Here is a 15,568-nt window from a genome sequence, read left to right as displayed (position 1 = left end):
ACGCCTCCGGGGCCGACACCGAACGCCGGGAACCGGCCGGGAAAGTCCTCGCTCTCACCTACCCTGGGTGGGTGCCCGAAACACTGTTCGACGATGCCGGGGCCGAGGCCGCCAAGGGCCAGGAGCCGCTGGCCGTACGCATGCGGCCGCGCTCCCTCGACGAGGTCGTGGGCCAACGCCACCTCCTGGGCGAGGGCAGCCCGCTGCGCCGCCTGGTCGAGGACGACGCGCCCATGTCCGTGTTCCTGTGGGGACCCCCGGGGACCGGGAAGACCACCCTGGCCACCGTGGTCAGCCGGGTCACCCGACGCCGGTTCGTGGAGCTGTCCGCGGTCAACGCGGGCGTCAAGGACGTGCGCGCCGTGGTGGACGAGGCCAAGCGCCGGATGGGCATGAACGGTACCCGCACCCTGCTCTTCGTGGACGAGGTGCACCGCTTCAACAAGACCCAGCAGGACGCCCTGCTGCCCGCGGTGGAGAACCGCTGGGTCAGCTTCATCGGCGCCACCACCGAGAACCCCTTCTTCTCCGTGGTCAGCCCGCTGCTCTCGCGTTCGCTGCTGCTCTCCCTGGAGTCCCTGGACGACTCCGAGGTCCGTGCCCTGGTGGACCGCGCGCTCACCGACGAACGCGGGCTGGACGGCCGCTACACCCTCACCGAGGAGGGCGCCGACCACCTCGTCCGGCTGGCCGGGGGCGACGGCCGCCGCTCCCTGACCTACCTCGAAGCCGGTGCCCTCGTCGCGGGGTCTCCCAGCAAGGACCCCGTCGAGATCACCGCTGAGCACGTCGAACGCGCAGTGGACCGCCACGCCGTGCGCTACGACCGCTCCGGCGACCAGCACTACGACGTCATCAGCGCCTTCATCAAGAGCATGCGCGGCTCCGACCCCGACGCCGCCCTGCACTACCTTGCCCGCATGATCGAGGCGGGAGAGGACCCCCGGTTCATCGCCCGCCGCCTGGTCGTGCACGCCAGCGAGGACGTCGGGATGGCCGACCCCAGCGCCCTGCAGACCGCCGTCGCCGCCGCACAGGCGGTCGATCTGATCGGCATGCCCGAGGCCCGGATCAACCTCGCCCAGGCGGTCATCCACATCAGCATCGCCCCCAAGTCCAACGCGGTGATCACCGCCATCAACGAGGCCCTGACCGACGTCCGCAGAGGCCAGGCCGGACCGGTCCCCGCACACCTGCGCGACGCCCACTACAAGGGCGCGGCCGACCTCGGACACGGCAAGGGGTACCGCTACGCCCACGACTTCCCAGGCGGGGTCGCCCCGCAGCAGCACGCCCCCGAAGGGCTGACCGAACGCCGGTACTACCGCCCCACCCAGCACGGGGCCGAACGCCGCTTCAGTGAGATCCTGCAGAAGATCAGGGGCGTCCTCAAGAGCGAGAAGTAGCCCACGGCCCCAACCGAAGAATGGTCCCGGCATCGGAACGGCCCCGGCGTTGCGCCGGGGCCGGATCGGTTCCCAGAGGTCAGTCCGAGAACAGCTCGACGACCTCCACCACCTCGCGGGGGCCGTCGCCCTCCTGGTCCTCGGCGAAGGTGATCTCGACGATCATCACCGGCCCCCAGGTCAGGTAGTCCATGAAGTCGTTCCCGGTCAGGTCCCAGGTGCCGCGCGCCTCCTCGTCGAGGAAGACGTGCTCGGGGGCGGCACAGAACCTGGCGCACTTGACGTCGGCGTCGGGCCGGATGACCGCCTCACCGGCCTCTCCGTCCTCGTCCCACTGCTCGGACCAGGCCTCGTGGCTGGGGATGCCCTGGTTGCGGGGGATGTCGTCGTCCCGGGTGACCGGCGTGTACACCCAGGTCCGCTCCTCGACCCCGGCCTCCGGCTCCTCCTGTTCCGAGGGGTCGAAGCGCACCACCAGGGTGTTCGGCTCCTCTTCCTCGTCGGCGGCCTCGTCCTCGGGTTCCTCGGCGATGCCGTCGGCCACCGGATCGGCCTCGGCGCTCCCGCCGACCATCTGTGAGATCCCCCAGACCCCGCCGCCGATCAGTACCGCGGCCATTGAGGCCGCGCCCACCAGGAACAGGGTGCGGGTGGGGCGGCGGTTGGACATGCGCCCCTCCAGCCGGATCACCTCGGGCACCCGGGCGGGCGGTTCCACCGCGTGCCACTCGCGTTCGAGGATCCGGCCGATCTCCTCGCGGTTCCCGCTAACCGGAACCTCGCCCTCCCCGCCCGTCTCGGGCTGGGCGGCCTCCGTCTGCCACACCGCGATGACCGCCCCGATCACCTCCCGCAGGCTGGGCCGCTGGTCCGGGTTGGGGTCCAGGGCTCGGCTCACGACCGGGCGCAACCCCTTGGGCAGCCCGTCCAGGTCGAAGGAGCCGGTCGCCACCCGCTGGGCGATCTCCTCGGGCTCGCCCGGACCGAAGGGCAGGCGCCCGGTCCCGGCGAACGCGACGACCGCCCCCCAGGCGAACACGTCCGCGGCGGTGGTCGCCACACCGCCCCGGTAGCGCTCGGGGCTCAGCCAGGTGGCTCCCGAACCGCGCAGCCGTTCGGAGTCCGCGGCGATCGCGCACTCCATGATGTGCGGACCGTGCGACTCCAGGAGGATCTCGCTGGGCCGCAGCGAACCGTGCGCCACCCCGCGCGCGTGCAGGGCCGAGAGCCCCTCGGCCAGCGCGGTGGCCAGCGCTATCACCTTGCCGAAACCGAGTCCGCCGCGTTTGGTCACGTAGTGGGAGAGCCGCTGACCGGCGAGGTAGGGCATGGACAGCCACGGCGGGTTCGCGTCGGCGTCGAAGGCCAGCGGGGTGACCACCCGCTGCGAGTCGACCGCGGACAGGTTGCGCAGCCGCTGCGCGAGGGCGGGGTAGACGTCGGGCGACTCCAGTTCGGGGGAGCGGAGCACCTTCACGGCGATCAGGCGGTCGCCCGCGGTGGCGGAGGCGGTGTCCACCGCGGCGTAGACGGTACCCGTGGCACCCGAGCCCAGACGTCCGAGCACGAGGTAGGGGCCGATCCGTGACGGGTCGTCCGGGTAGAGGGGGGCCAGGTCCGGTGGTACCAGTACGGAGATCTCTCGGGGAGAACGAGGGCTCATGGGTGTCCTGTCGGTGCTTCTCGGCCAGCGGGGGCGCTGCGGTGTCCGGACATCGTAGTGAAGATCCCGCTCTGCAGTGATTCTCGCTCACGACCGCCGCCTGCGTCGATCCCCTCGGCCTCCACCGGCCAGGACGGAATAGACCCTTGTCGAATTCGTGACCGGTTCCACCACGAGCCACACCGTGGCGTGCCCACGCGCCCCGACCGAGGACGCGATAGGGTCAGCCGAAACCGGCCGCCCCGGCCCTCACGGAGTGGGGCGGCGGACACGGCTCGGGAGCCCTGACCCGGCGCTGTCGCTGGCCCCCGTACCCGTTTTCCGGTCCGCCGGTGCGCGCCCGAGCGCGCGCCGCGGCCGTTCGCACACCCTCGAAGCAACCCTCTATCTGCCCTACGGAGCCTTCATGCTGACCGGAGGAGAGGTCGCCGCACTCGTCGCCGCGGTGGTCTGGGCGGTGCTGGCCACGTTCATGTGCGTGGCGCTCGTCAAACTGATCAAGCTCATCAACGAGACCACCAAGGTCGTCTCGGAACTGGGGGACCGGACCCCGCCGTTGCTGGACGACGTGGCCTCCACGGTGGAGCGCACCAACACCTCGCTGGAACGGGTCGAGGAGATCACCGCCAACGTGCAGGCCTCCTCGGAGGACGTCTCCACGATGACGGCGCTCACCAGGTCGGTGTTCACCGGCCCGCTGGTGAAGGTCGCCTCGTTCTCCTACGCCATCCGCCAGGTGCTGGGCCGCCGCAAGGCCCTGGCCGTGATGCGGGGCCGCAAGCGGAAGGAGAACAGGTGATCGGCCGACTGTTCTACCTCGCCGCGGGGGCCGCGCTCGGCGGCTACGTGGTCCACCGGGTCAACCGTGCCCGCAACGCCCTGACCCCCGGCGGTATCGCCGACCGGGTCGAAGGGCGTGTCAACGAGTACCGGGGCGCCCTCCAGGAGCTCAACGAGGACCTCACCGAGGAGGTCCGGTTGCAGGAGGAACAGATGCTCCGCCGCTACGCGCCCGGGCGCCGGTCCCCGCGTTCGGCCGACGACACACCGCGAGAACTCTCCGATCGGGAGTGATCAAGGGTCGTGGCGGCTGGAAACAGTGCGGCGGCGGGAACCGAACACGACGGGATCCGGTCGGACTCACAGGTCACATCCGGGAACCACGGGCTTGTGACGTGCGTCCGTAGGATTGACCGTCCAGCCGACCGACGGAGGTAGTGCCGTGTACCCGCCGCAACCGCCCCAGGGCCCCGACCAGGGTGGCCACGACCCGTACCAGCAGGATCCGTACGGGAACCCGGGCCAGCAGGGACCGACCGCCTACCCGGGGCCCTACCAGCAGCCGAACAAGATGCCCGGCACGGCGATCACCGTGCGGGTCCTCATGTTCATCGGGGGTGCCTTCGGCCTTCTCTTCGGCGGGCTGCTCCTGCTGGTCTGGCTCGGTCTGCTGGCCGACCCCGAAATGACGCAGGAGGTCCTCCGGGAAGTCCAGGACTCGGGCCTGTACATCGACGCGGCCGAGCTCACCGTCCTCTTCGGAGCGATGGGCGGCGTCATGTTCGGGTACGGCATTATCTCCACCGCCCTCGCCTCCTTCATGGGCAAGCGCAGCGCGGTGGTCCTGTGGCTGATCGTCGTGTTCCAGGTCCTGGCGTCACTGACCCTGATGCTCGGCATCGCCTTCGGCGGTACCCTTTCGGTCATCCCACTGCTCTTCGCGATCGCCATGATCGTGCTGATGCTGCTCCCGCCCACCCGCGCCTTCTACACACCCGAGCCGACCACGCCCTACACCGGCTACTGACGGCCCACGCGCAGGCCGGGCCCGGGGCGGGGCCGTTCAATCCGGGTCGTTCTCGACCCTCTCGGCCCCCTCACGGCCGGCCGGTCCGGTGGGAGCGGCCGTATCGACAGACGGGGCCCGGTGGGAGACCACCGGGCCCTTCGTCGTGGGCCGCCCCTACCGCCCCGAACCCCGGCCGTCGCCACGGGGGCGCCTCGTTTCGGGTACGTGTGGTGCGCGGCGGCAAACGCCTGCTCGACACCCGCCACCACCTCGATGCCGCTGAGCTCACCGCATCCCAGTGGCGGCAACAGTGGGAAGCCAGGCCGACGGGGAGTCGGGCAAACGGTTCGGCAACGAGACCATCCGCAGCACCCCCAGGGCGAGGTGTCCGTCAGACTCCCGGCCCCGCTGGCCGCTTGGGCGAACGCCCCGCACGGCCGGTACGTGCTCGCGGGCACGGCGGCCTTCTCCCACCGGGGGCAGGTGCGGGCCTCGGACCGTCCACGCCGAACCGGACGACTCTAGGTGTGAGGGATCCCGTCACCCCGGCCCGGAGCGCGCACACGATGCGCGCGCCCGGGGCAAGGGCACAAGAACGCGGGGGAGCAGCGCACCCAACACCGTTCGGGGCGCGCGCAGTACCGGGGAGTGGCAGCAGCTGCCACTCCTGGACACTGATGAGGAACGGTTCTCGGTAGAGTTCTCCCGCTGCCCGCACCTTCCCCAGAGAGGACCACGGTGTACCCCACACCTCCTTCCGGCCCCCACCACCCCCACGGGCAGGGCCAGCCCTCGGAGTCCTTCAAGTCGGGTGGTGGTTATCCTGAGCCGCCGCAGTCGGGTGGTGGTTATCCTGAGCCGCCGCAGTCGGGTGGAGACGGTTACCCCGAGCCGCCGCAGCCGGGTGGAGACGGTTACCCCCAGCCGCCGCAGCCGTCTCCGCGGCCGGCCGATGCCGGGTATGCGCGGCCCGCGCCTCAGAAGGCCTCGGCCGACCGGGCCTACCAGGCTCCGAAGGCCCCGGCGCCCTTCCGTGAGGCCCCGCCAGTCCCGGGCACGATGCCGGTCGGGGCGAAGGCGGTCCGCGTCCTCATGTTCATCGGTGGTCCGGTCGGAATCCTCCTGGGCCTGTTCAGCGGCCTACTGGCCATGGCCAGTTTCGGGTTCGCCCCCGACGGAGGGGCCGAGGGCTTCGGGGGCAGGAGTCTCATCCTGACGGTGATCCCCCTGATCTACGGCGTCGCCTCGATCGCGCTCGCCAGCATGATGGGCCGCCGCACGAAGAAGGTCCACGAGGGTGTCGTCTACTTCAACATCGCCGCGATAGCGCTCCTGGTGATCCTCGCTCTGGTCACTCTCCTCACGGGTGCGCCCTTCGACGGACTGATCCCGCTGATCTTCCACGGCGTCATGCTCGGTCTCATGTACTCCGCGAGCGTGAAGGCCTTCTACGGGGTCTGACGGTCCCGATCGCGGCCGATCCGTTCTGGATGCGCTGGTGGCCAGCGGCGATAGCCTTGGAATGGCCGAGCCGCCGCCGTTGTCATCAACGGTGCGGGTCTTCGGCGGCCACAGCAAACCATGCGCGCAGGCGTGGCGGTTCCCTCTACGATGGGCCCCTATCGACCACGCGTGACCACGGTCCCACCCAGGGACAACCCCGCCGCCACGGGGCGGCGGAGCCAAATACCAGGAGGGCATCAATGGAGACGGCAGAGATCGCGCGCCGCTTCCTCAGTTTCTTCGAGAAGAACGGACACACCGTGGTGCCCTCGGCAAGCCTGATCGCCGAGGATCCCACGCTGCTGCTGGTGCCGGCAGGCATGGTCCCCTTCAAGCCCTACTTCCTGGGTCAGCGCACTCCCTCCTACAGCACCGCCACCAGCGTCCAGAAGTGCATCCGCACCAAGGACATCGAGGAGGTCGGCAAGACCTCCCGGCACGCCACCTTCTTCCAGATGCTGGGCAACTTCTCCTTCGGTGACTACTTCAAGGAGCAGGCGATCCCGCTGGCCTGGGAGCTCGTCACCACCCCGGTGGCCGAGGGCGGCTTCGGGATCGACCCCGAGAAGCTGTGGGTGACCGTCTACCTCGACGACGACGAGGCCGAGGCGATCTGGCGCGACAAGGTCGGCGTCCGCCCCGAGCGCATCCAGCGGATGGGCATGGAGGAGAACTACTGGTCGATGGGCGTGCCCGGTCCCTGCGGCCCCTGCTCCGAGATCTTCTACGACCGCGGCCCCGAGTACGGAGCCGAGGGCGGCCCCGAGGCGGACGAGAACCGCTACATCGAGATCTGGAACCTCGTCTTCATGCAGTACGAGCGGGGTGAGGGCGGCGACAAGAGCGGCTTCCCGATCCTCGGCGACCTGCCCAAGAAGAACATCGACACCGGCCTGGGCCTGGAGCGCCTCGCGGCGGTCCTGCAGGGCGTCGACAACATCTACGAGACCGACATCATCGGCCGCGTGCTGCACCGCGCCGCCGAGCTGACCGGCACCACCTACGGCGAGAACCACGAGCAGGACGTGATGCTCCGCGTGGTCGCCGACCACGTGCGCAGCGCCGTCATGCTCGTCGGTGACGGCGTCAAGCCGGGCAACGAGAAGGCCGGGTACGTCCTGCGCCGCATCCTGCGCCGCTCGATCCGCAACCTGCGCCTGCTCTCGGGCACCGAAGACTTCTTCCTGCACGAGCTGACCGAGGTCAGCATCGACGCGATGAAGGACATCTACCCGGACCTGCTCGACAAGGCCGGGGTCATCCACGGCGTCATCGACAACGAGGAGCGCAACTTCGCGGACACCCTCCGCGCGGGCACCACGCTCTTCGGCCGCGCGGCCGAGCGCACCCGCGCCGAGGGCGGCACCGTCTTCTCCGGCACGGACGCCTTCCAGCTGCACGACACCTACGGCTTTCCCATCGACCTCACCCTGGAGATGGCCGCCGAACAGGGCCTGAGCGTGGACGAGGGCGCCTTCCGCGAGCTCATGCAGCGCCAGAAGGACACCGCCAAGGCCGACGCCAAGGCGAAGAAGCTCGGAAACGCGGACATCTCGCTCTACGCGCAGATGCACGAGAGGGCCGGGAACACCGAGTTCCTCGGCTACACCGAGGCCGAGAGCGACTCCCACGTCAAGGGCATCGTCGTGGACGGGGCCGGGGTGCCGGCCGCGCGCGCGGGCGACAAGGTCGAGATCGTCCTGGACCGCACCCCCTTCTACGGGGAGAGCGGCGGCCAGCTCGCCGATACCGGAACGCTGACCGTGGACGGGCGCGGCGTGGTGGACGTCGAGGACGTCCAGAAGCCGCTCCCGGGCCTGTTCGTGCACCGCGGTACCGTGCGCTCGGGCGAGATCGTCCTGGACGACACCGTGCACGCGGCGATCGACACCGGCCGCCGCCACGCGATCGAGCGGTCCCACTCGGCGACCCACCTGATCCACTCGGCGCTGCGCAACGCGATGGGCCCCGCCACCGGGCAGGCCGGTTCGGAGAACCGCCCGGGCCAGCTGCGGTTCGACTTCACCGCCGACAACGCGCTGGGCAACGAGCGCCTGGCCGAGGTCGAGGAGGAGGTCAACACCGTCCTGGCCGGTGACATCTCGGTCCAGACCGAGGAGAAGAGCCTGGACGAGGCGCTGAAGATGGGCGCCCTGGCCATGTTCGGCGAGAAGTACGGCGACCGCGTGCGGGTCGTGGAGATGAGTGACTACTCGGTCGAGCTCTGCGGCGGTACGCACGTGGGTTCCACCGCCAGGCTCGGCATCGTCAAGCTGCTGGGGGAGTCCTCCATCGGCTCCGGCGTGCGCCGGGTCGAGGCGGCCGTGGGCGTGGACGCGTTCAAGCGCCTGTCCAAGGAGTCGGCCCTGGTCGGCCAGCTCTCCGAGCAGCTCAAGACGCCGCGCGAGGAACTGCCCGAGCGGATCGACTCGATGGTCTCCCGGCTGCGCGCCGCGGAGAAGGAGATCGAGAAACTGCGCGCGGCGCAGGTGCTCCAGGCCGCCGGTGAGATCGCCGCGAAGGCGCGCCGCCACGGTTCGGCGCTGGTCGTGGCCACCGAGGCGCCCGAGGGCGCCAGCGGAGACGACCTGCGCAAGCTGGTGCTGGACGTGCGCGGCCGCCTCGGCGAGGACGAGCCCGTGGTCGTGGCGATGACCGCCGTGCCCAAGGACCGTCCGGTCGTGGTGATCGCCGCGAACAAGGCCGCGAACAAGGCCGGGATCAAGGCGGGAGAGCTCGTCGGGGTGGCGGCCCGCGCCCTCGGCGGCGGTGGCGGCGGCAAGCCGGACATCGCCCAGGGCGGTGGCAGCGACGCGGCCAAGGTCGACGAGGCCCTGCGCGCCGTGGAGGCGCGCGTCGCGGGCGCCTAGGTGTACTGACCTGAGAGGTTAGGAACACGAGAAGCGGGAGGGCCGCCAACGGCGGTGTGGAACCGGTGGTGATTGTACTCGTGCAACCACCCACCGAACGCCTCCCGCTTCTCGGTCTCTGATCGATAGGGGCGGGCGTAGGCCCATTCGTCGACCAGGGTGCGGTTGAACCGCTCGACCTTGCCGTTGGTCTGAGGCCGGTAAGGGCGGGTGCGTTTGTGCTTGATCCCGGCCTTGACCAGGGCGTCGCGCCACAGGTGGGACTTGTAGCAGGACCCGTTATCGGTCAGTACCCGCTCCACGGTGATCCCGACCGAGGCGAAGTAGGAGTTGGCTCGTTCCCAGAACCCGACAGCGGTCTCCTTTTTCTCGTCGGCCAGGATCTCGGTGTAGGCCAGCCGCGAGTGATCGTCCACGGCGTTGTGGAGGAAGGCATAGCCAACGTTGGCGCGGTTCTTGCGGCCTTGGGGCCGCCCCAGCGTCTTGTGGCCGCCGCCGTCGGGGATGTTGCCGAGCTTCTTGATGTCCACGTGCACGAGTTCACCGGGCCGCTCGCGTTCGTAGCGGCGCACGGTGCGGCCGGTGGCGCGGTCCAGGTGGGACAGGCGGGCGCACTTGTAGCGGGTCAGGACGCGGTGCACGGTCGAGGCGCACATGCCCAGGTGCCCGGCGATGCGGGCTGGTCCCCAGCGTTTGAGGCAGCGCAGTTTGATGACGCGGCGCTCACGGTGGGTGGGGGTACGCCGGGGTGAGTGGTGCGGGCGGCTGGAGGCATCGACCATGCCCGCCTCGCCATGGGCGCGGTAGCGGTCGGCCCAGCGTTTGGTGGTGCTCACGCTGGCCTGGAAGCGTTCCGCGGCCCTACGCAGTGTCCAGCCGTCTTCGACCACGCAGCGGGCCAACTCCAGGCGTCCGGCGGGTGTGAGACGGGCGTTGGCATGGGTAGTGTGGGCCACGGAGGGCCTCCTGACCTACTTCAGGTGTTGATCTAGACAATCCACACCTATGTCGGAGGCCCTCTCTTGCTGTCAAATCACTGCCGGGCCGTACTCAACCTCTGTGGTCAGTACACCTAGGCCCGCCCGGCCCCGCCCCCGGGTCCGCTGGCAGCGCTGGTCCGGGAACCCCGCTGATCAGGCGTGTGTGAAATCCACCTAAAGTGGTCTCACACACGCCTGACGCGTCTCCTGGGTCTCAACACCAAGGGCATGAGCGCGTCCGCGCGTGGAACCGTTGTGGAGCCAGGGATGCGGGTGCGTCAGAAGACGGGGCTCAACAAGGCGATCCTGGACAAGGGGTGGCATCGGCTCGAACTCGCCCCGCACAACGCGGCCCGGTACACGGGTACCGCCATCGTCAAGGTCAATCCGGCGCTCCCGTCCCAGACGTGCCATGAGTGCGATCACACGGATCCGGAGTCGCGCGAGAGCCAAGCGCGTTTCCGGTGCACCCGGTGTTCGTATGAGTGCCACGCTGACGTGAACGCCGCCAAGAACACCCTCGGCGCCGCAGGGCATGCGGTGCCAGCCTGTGGAGACCTCGCCGTTAGGCGGTCTGAGAAGCAGGAACCAGTGCGCGCTGCGAGGCGCGCAGCGCCACACCGCTAGGTGTGGTCGGAATCCCGGTCCTTTCAGGGCCGGGAGGAAGTCAAGAGGGTGTCTGGTGCCACGGCGCCCCGACTTTCGGCTACCTCGACGGTGAGGTGGTGAAGGTCCACCACCTCCTGACCGCGGACGACCCGATGCGCTGCCCCAGCGGGGGACAGTTCATCCAGACCTGCTCCTTCTCCGGCGGCCGGGTGGTCTACGGCGAGACGGGCCGCCCGGCGGCGACACGTCCGGTGCAGCCGCCCCGGAACCGAGGTTCTGCCGCGGTCCGATTCCCGAGCGCCCCGGCCACCGAGGGTGCGGGGCCCGCCTGCCGCGGCCACCGGGGGCGCGGGGCCCGCCTGCCCCGGGGCAGGGGCCGGGTGATTTACACTCGGACGGTACGAGTTCGCCCCGGCCCCCGCCGCCACAGCCCGATCTGAGGCATGAGGCCTGATTGGGGAGGGGCGGCGAGCGTGCCATGGGCGAGGCTGCGCACCGTCATCGAATCGGGCATACTGTGGCGCGTCACAGCCGATTCCCATGGCTGTCTGCGCGGATTTCGCCGCGATCCAGCTGATGAACAGGACCACCGTGTTGAGGATTTTCCGGCAGCGGTGCTGTGCCGTCGACCGCACAGCCCGACCGAGCGGCTTCCCCACCAGCGGGGAGGCATCCTCTTGAGGCAAGGTGTACGCCTGGCGATCGACCCGGGCAACGCGCGTATCGGGGTCGCGGCCAGCGACCCGAGCGGTATGCTCGCCAGCCCGGTGGAGACCATCGCGCGCGGCCGGGGCGACCTGCAACGTATCGCCCTCCTCGTGCTGGAGAAGGAGGCCCGCGAGATCGTCGTGGGCTACCCTGCTTCACTGTCTGGCCAAGAGGGACCGGCAGCCCGGTCCGCTCGCGAGTTCGCGAGCACCTTGGCCCGGCTCCTTGACCCCGTCCCCGTCAGGCTCGTGGACGAACGACTCACCACGGTGACCGCCCAGGGACAGCTGCTCTCCGGTGCCTCCTTCGGCAAGAAGGGCGCCAAGGGCGGCCGGGCCCGCCGCTCGGTCATCGACCAGGCGGCGGCCACCGTGCTCTTGCAGAGTGCCTTGGACCAGGAACGGTCAACAGGCCATCCCCCGGGCGAGATCGTCCGTGCCAGCCAGGGAGATTCATGACCGACAGGGATGACTACCCCGATCCCTACCGTCGTCGTGCCGACCGCGAAGGCGGCTACGACTACGATCCGCTGACCGACCCGCTGCCCGCCCAGCCGCCCTCGCGCGGCCGCCGGGCGCGCCCGGGGCCGCCGGACACCGGTGAGTTCGGGCACACCGGACCCTCCACCGGCGAGTTCCGCACCCCCAGGTACGCCGATGCCGGGCCGACTGAGTTCGACACGCAGAACCCGCCCGCGCCGCCTCCCGGCCGCCGCCGCAGGGCCGAGCCGCCCGAGGACCAGGCCGCCTGGGGCGGCGAACAGCCGACGGCCCCGCCCCGGCGTTTCGGCGCCGCGGACGCGCTGCGCGGCAGCCGTGCCGCACGCGGCGGCGGACAGGGTCCTCAGCGACCCGCCCAGGGATCGCCCTCGGACACGGGCAGCCATCAGCGGCCCGCTCCCGGATCGCTTTCGGACACGGGCAGCCATCAGCGGCCCGCTCCCGGATCGCTTTCGGACACGGGCAGCCATCAGCGGCCCGCTCCCGGATCGCTTTCGGACACCGGCAGTCAGCAGCGGCCCGGCGGCGACCCCACTCAGGAGGCCCTCGCGGCCCTGGCCAACCTGGGCGGGGCCCAGAACCCCGGCAACCAGGCCGGTCCCGGGGCGCCGTCGGCTTCCGGCACACCGGTCCCGGGAGCCCACGACGAACCCCCTCGCCGGGCCCGGCGCGCACGCGCCGAGGAACCAGAGGAGGGGCAGTCACTCTTCTGGGGCGACGACGCGGACGCGCCCGCACCCGCCTTCCTGGCCGATGACGCCGCTGAGGAGCCCAAAGGGCGCCGCGCCCGCCGCAAGCGCGCCAAGCAGGCCGAGGCCGGGCCGGTGCGCGACTCCGGCGCCTTCCCCGCTCAGGAACAGGAACCGGGGGCTGAGGAGCCCAACGGGCGCCGCGGCCGTCGTCGTGCCCGGCGCGCGGCTGAGGAGCCGCTCGCGGACTCCGGCGCCTTCCTAGCCCAGGAACCCGTGGAGGAGGAGCCCAAGGGGCGCCGCGGCCGCCGTCGTGCGGCCCCGGAGCCGGAGGAGGAGCCCCGCCACTCCGAGACCTTCGCCACCGCCCCGGTCACCGACACCGGGACCTTCGCCGAGCTGTCCAACCTGGATGACGAGGAGCCCCTGACCGACACCGGTTCCTTCCTCGCTCAGGAACCGGAGGCCGAGGAGCCCAAGGGGCGCCGCGGCCGCCGTCGTTTCCGCCGCGGACGCCGCGCCGAGCCAGAACCGGAGCCCCGGGCCGAGGAAGAGCCGGAGGAGGTCGAGGAGGACCCCTACGAGGAGGACAGCCTCGAGGACATCGCCGCCTCCTACGGCGACAGCCGCGCCAACCGCAAGCGAGCCAAGCGGGCCAAGGCCGCGCAGGCCGCCCGGCGCAACGCGGGCAAGCCCAAGAGGCGCAAGAGCAAGGGCCTGATGATCCTGCTCGTCCTGGTCCTGATGCTCGTGGTCGCCGGCGGCGGTTTCGCGGTCATGCGTACCTACGTTTTCCCGCCCGACCACGAGGGCGCGGGGGAGGGCGAGGTCGTCTTCACCATCGCGGAGGGCCAGAGCGGTACCGCCGTCGGGCAGAGCCTCGTGGACCAGGGCGTGGTCGCCAGTGTCCGGGCCTTCACCAACGCGCTTGGCGAGCAGGGCGACGCCCTGGTGCCCGGCACCTACTCCCTGGCCGAGAACATGAGCGGCGAGAGCGCCGTCGCGGCCCTGCTGGACCCGGAGAACCGGCTCGGTGGACGGATCACCATCCGCGAGGGCCTGCGCTCCGAACAGGTGCTCGAAATGGTGGCCGACGGCACGGGGCTGGCCTTGGAGGATCTCGCGGAAGCCTATGCGCAGACGGACGAGCTCGGTCTGCCCGACTACGCGACGGAGGGCCCCGCGGGCTACCTGTTCCCGTCCACGTACCGGTTCGAGCCGGACACTGAGCCGCTCTCGATCCTGCGCACCATGGTCACCCAGTACCGCCAGGTGGCCGAGGAGCTTGATCTGGAGGCGCGCGCCGCCGAACTCGGCTATGACGCCAACGAGATCATGGCGATCGCCTCCATCGTCCAGGCCGAGAGCGGCGGGGTCGACGACATGGCCAAGATCTCCCGGGTGGTGTACAACCGCCTGGACGACGGCATGATGCTCCAGATGGACAGCACCTGCTTCTACGCCATCGGCGAGTACGGCATCGCGCTCAACAACGACCAGTTGGCCGAATGCGAGGCCGACACCAGCGGTTTCGACACCTACCACAAGACCGGTCTCATCCCGGGCCCGTTCGTGGCCCCGGGCGAGGACGCCATCGAGGCGGCCCTGGAACCGGAGGACGGCGAGTGGCTGTACTTCGTGGCGACCGATCCGGAGAACGGTGTCACCGAGTTCGCCGAGACCTACGAGGAGTTCGAGGTCCTCAAGCAGCGCTTCCAGGAGACCTGGGGCGGCGGCGGTCAGGCCGAGAGCGAGGGCGAGGAGTGATGCGCGCCGCGGTCCTGGGTTCGCCGGTGGCCCACTCCCTCTCCCCGGTCCTGCACTCCGCGGCCTACACGGCCCTGGGGCTCGGGGACTGGTCCTACGGACTGTTCGAGTGCGACGAGAAGGGGCTGGCGCCCTTCCTCGAAGGGCTCGACCCGGCCGAGTGGGCCGGGCTCTCCCTGACCATGCCGCTCAAGCGCCGGGCCATGGAGCTGGCGGTCGAGGTGACCGACCTGGCCACGGCGGTCGGCGGGGCCAACACCCTGGTCCGGCAGGGGGCGGGCTGGGCGGCGCACAACACCGACGTCGAGGGCATCGCCACCGCGCTGACCGAGGCCGGTGTGGCCGCCCCCGGCAGCACGGTCGTCCTGGGGGCGGGGGCCACCGCGGCCTCCGCCCTGGCGGCCCTGCGTGAGCTCGGCTCCGCCGGGCGGGTCACCGTGCTGGCCCGCGACACCGGACGCACCGGAGAGGTCGTCGCGGCCGCCGAGCGCCTGGACCTTCCGGTCGAGGTGGCCCCGCTGGCCGAGATCGACCGCCACCTGGACGCCGACCTCGTGGTCTCCACGCTGCCCTCGGGCGCCGCGGACGCGCACGCCGAACGCCTGGCGGCCTCCCGTGCCGATCTGTTCGACGTGGTCTACGCCCCGTGGCCGACCACGGCGGCTGAGGCCGTCGCGGCCCGGGGCGGGCGGGTGGTGGGCGGTTTCCCGATGCTCCTGCACCAGGCCGTCGCCCAGGTCAGGCTGATGACCGGGGTCGAGGACGTCCCGGTCGCGGCCATGCGGGCCGCGGGCGAGGCCGAGCTGGAACGGCGCTCGGCCCAGGCCGGGGCCTGACCCCGGGGCCGGAGGGCGGTACGGGTGGTCAGGCGGCCTCCAGGTCCTGCTATATTGGACGTAATCGACTTGGTCCGGTGTGCACAGCACACCGGAACCGCAAGCGGAGATGATCCTCCCACCTACCGGGCCCCGCCCGCGTGGGTCCCGGTCAGACGATGGGTATACCATCCCGTGTTCGTCGTTCACCCCTGTGCGGGTGGCCGAAGGCCACGTGGCGGCTCCGTCGTGAATGTCCGGTCGGATCG

12 protein-coding genes are annotated in these 15,568 nt (G+C 70.8%); 10 read left to right on the top strand and 2 right to left on the bottom strand.

Annotation, left to right across the window (positions count from 1 at the left end):
• Positions 1-71: 71 nt before the first annotated feature.
• On the top strand, positions 72-1,406 hold the full coding sequence (locus HNR07_RS13740) for a replication-associated recombination protein A (RefSeq protein WP_184365328.1): 1,335 nt from the start codon (positions 72-74) through the stop codon (positions 1,404-1,406).
• A 79-nt stretch (positions 1,407-1,485) separates the two neighbouring features.
• On the opposite strand, the gene HNR07_RS13735 is transcribed toward HNR07_RS13740, so the two are convergent.
• Positions 1,486-3,069 carry a serine/threonine-protein kinase gene (locus HNR07_RS13735; protein ID WP_184365327.1) on the bottom strand — a complete coding sequence of 528 codons (1,584 nt, stop codon included), beginning with the start codon at positions 3,067-3,069 and terminating at the stop codon, positions 1,486-1,488.
• 406 nt (positions 3,070-3,475) lie between these two features.
• Between HNR07_RS13735 and HNR07_RS13730 the strand changes: the two genes are divergently transcribed.
• The 5 genes from HNR07_RS13730 (at position 3,476) to alaS (ending at position 9,231) form a co-directional block, all read left to right on the top strand.
• Positions 3,476-3,868: a DUF948 domain-containing protein gene (locus HNR07_RS13730; protein ID WP_026117097.1), complete on the top strand. Its 393-nt coding sequence runs from the start codon at positions 3,476-3,478 to the stop codon at positions 3,866-3,868.
• Positions 3,865-4,143: a hypothetical protein gene (locus HNR07_RS13725; protein WP_184365326.1), complete on the top strand. Its 279-nt coding sequence runs from the start codon at positions 3,865-3,867 to the stop codon at positions 4,141-4,143. Before HNR07_RS13730 ends, HNR07_RS13725 begins: the two co-directional genes overlap by 4 nt.
• Before the next feature lie 148 nt (positions 4,144-4,291).
• On the top strand, positions 4,292-4,876 hold the full coding sequence (locus HNR07_RS13720) for a hypothetical protein (RefSeq protein WP_184365325.1): 585 nt from the start codon (positions 4,292-4,294) through the stop codon (positions 4,874-4,876).
• Between the two features lie 1,041 nt (positions 4,877-5,917).
• Complete coding sequence (locus HNR07_RS13715; RefSeq protein ID WP_184365324.1) at positions 5,918-6,319, top strand: hypothetical protein; 402 nt, start codon at positions 5,918-5,920, stop codon at positions 6,317-6,319.
• A gap of 242 nt (positions 6,320-6,561) precedes the next feature.
• On the top strand, positions 6,562-9,231 hold the full coding sequence (gene alaS, locus HNR07_RS13710; protein ID WP_184365323.1) for an alanine--tRNA ligase: 2,670 nt from the start codon (positions 6,562-6,564) through the stop codon (positions 9,229-9,231).
• Here the strand turns inward: alaS and HNR07_RS13705 are convergent.
• Complete coding sequence (locus HNR07_RS13705) at positions 9,228-10,187, bottom strand: IS481 family transposase (RefSeq protein WP_184362065.1); 960 nt, start codon at positions 10,185-10,187, stop codon at positions 9,228-9,230. The two genes, alaS and HNR07_RS13705, sit on opposite strands and share 4 nt — an antisense overlap.
• 252 nt (positions 10,188-10,439) lie before the next feature.
• Between HNR07_RS13705 and HNR07_RS13700 the strand changes: the two genes are divergently transcribed.
• The 4 genes from HNR07_RS13700 (at position 10,440) to HNR07_RS13685 (ending at position 15,320) form a co-directional block, all read left to right on the top strand.
• On the top strand, positions 10,440-10,838 hold the full coding sequence (locus HNR07_RS13700; RefSeq protein WP_312893788.1) for a transposase: 399 nt from the start codon (positions 10,440-10,442) through the stop codon (positions 10,836-10,838).
• A gap of 659 nt (positions 10,839-11,497) precedes the next feature.
• Positions 11,498-11,986 carry a Holliday junction resolvase RuvX gene (gene ruvX, locus HNR07_RS13695; RefSeq protein ID WP_184365322.1) on the top strand — a complete coding sequence of 163 codons (489 nt, stop codon included), beginning with the start codon at positions 11,498-11,500 and terminating at the stop codon, positions 11,984-11,986.
• Positions 11,983-14,484: an endolytic transglycosylase MltG gene (mltG, locus tag HNR07_RS13690; protein WP_184365321.1), complete on the top strand. Its 2,502-nt coding sequence runs from the start codon at positions 11,983-11,985 to the stop codon at positions 14,482-14,484. The genes ruvX and mltG overlap by 4 nt, the downstream gene beginning before the upstream one ends.
• Complete coding sequence (locus tag HNR07_RS13685; protein ID WP_184365320.1) at positions 14,484-15,320, top strand: shikimate dehydrogenase; 837 nt, start codon at positions 14,484-14,486, stop codon at positions 15,318-15,320. The genes mltG and HNR07_RS13685 overlap by 1 nt, the downstream gene beginning before the upstream one ends.
• Positions 15,321-15,568 lie beyond the last annotated feature (248 nt).

The sequence above is a fragment of the Nocardiopsis metallicus genome (assembly GCF_014201115.1).
Classification (GTDB): Bacteria; Actinomycetota; Actinomycetes; order Streptosporangiales; family Streptosporangiaceae; genus Nocardiopsis; species Nocardiopsis metallicus.
This window is presented reverse-complemented; position numbering and strand designations above follow the sequence as displayed.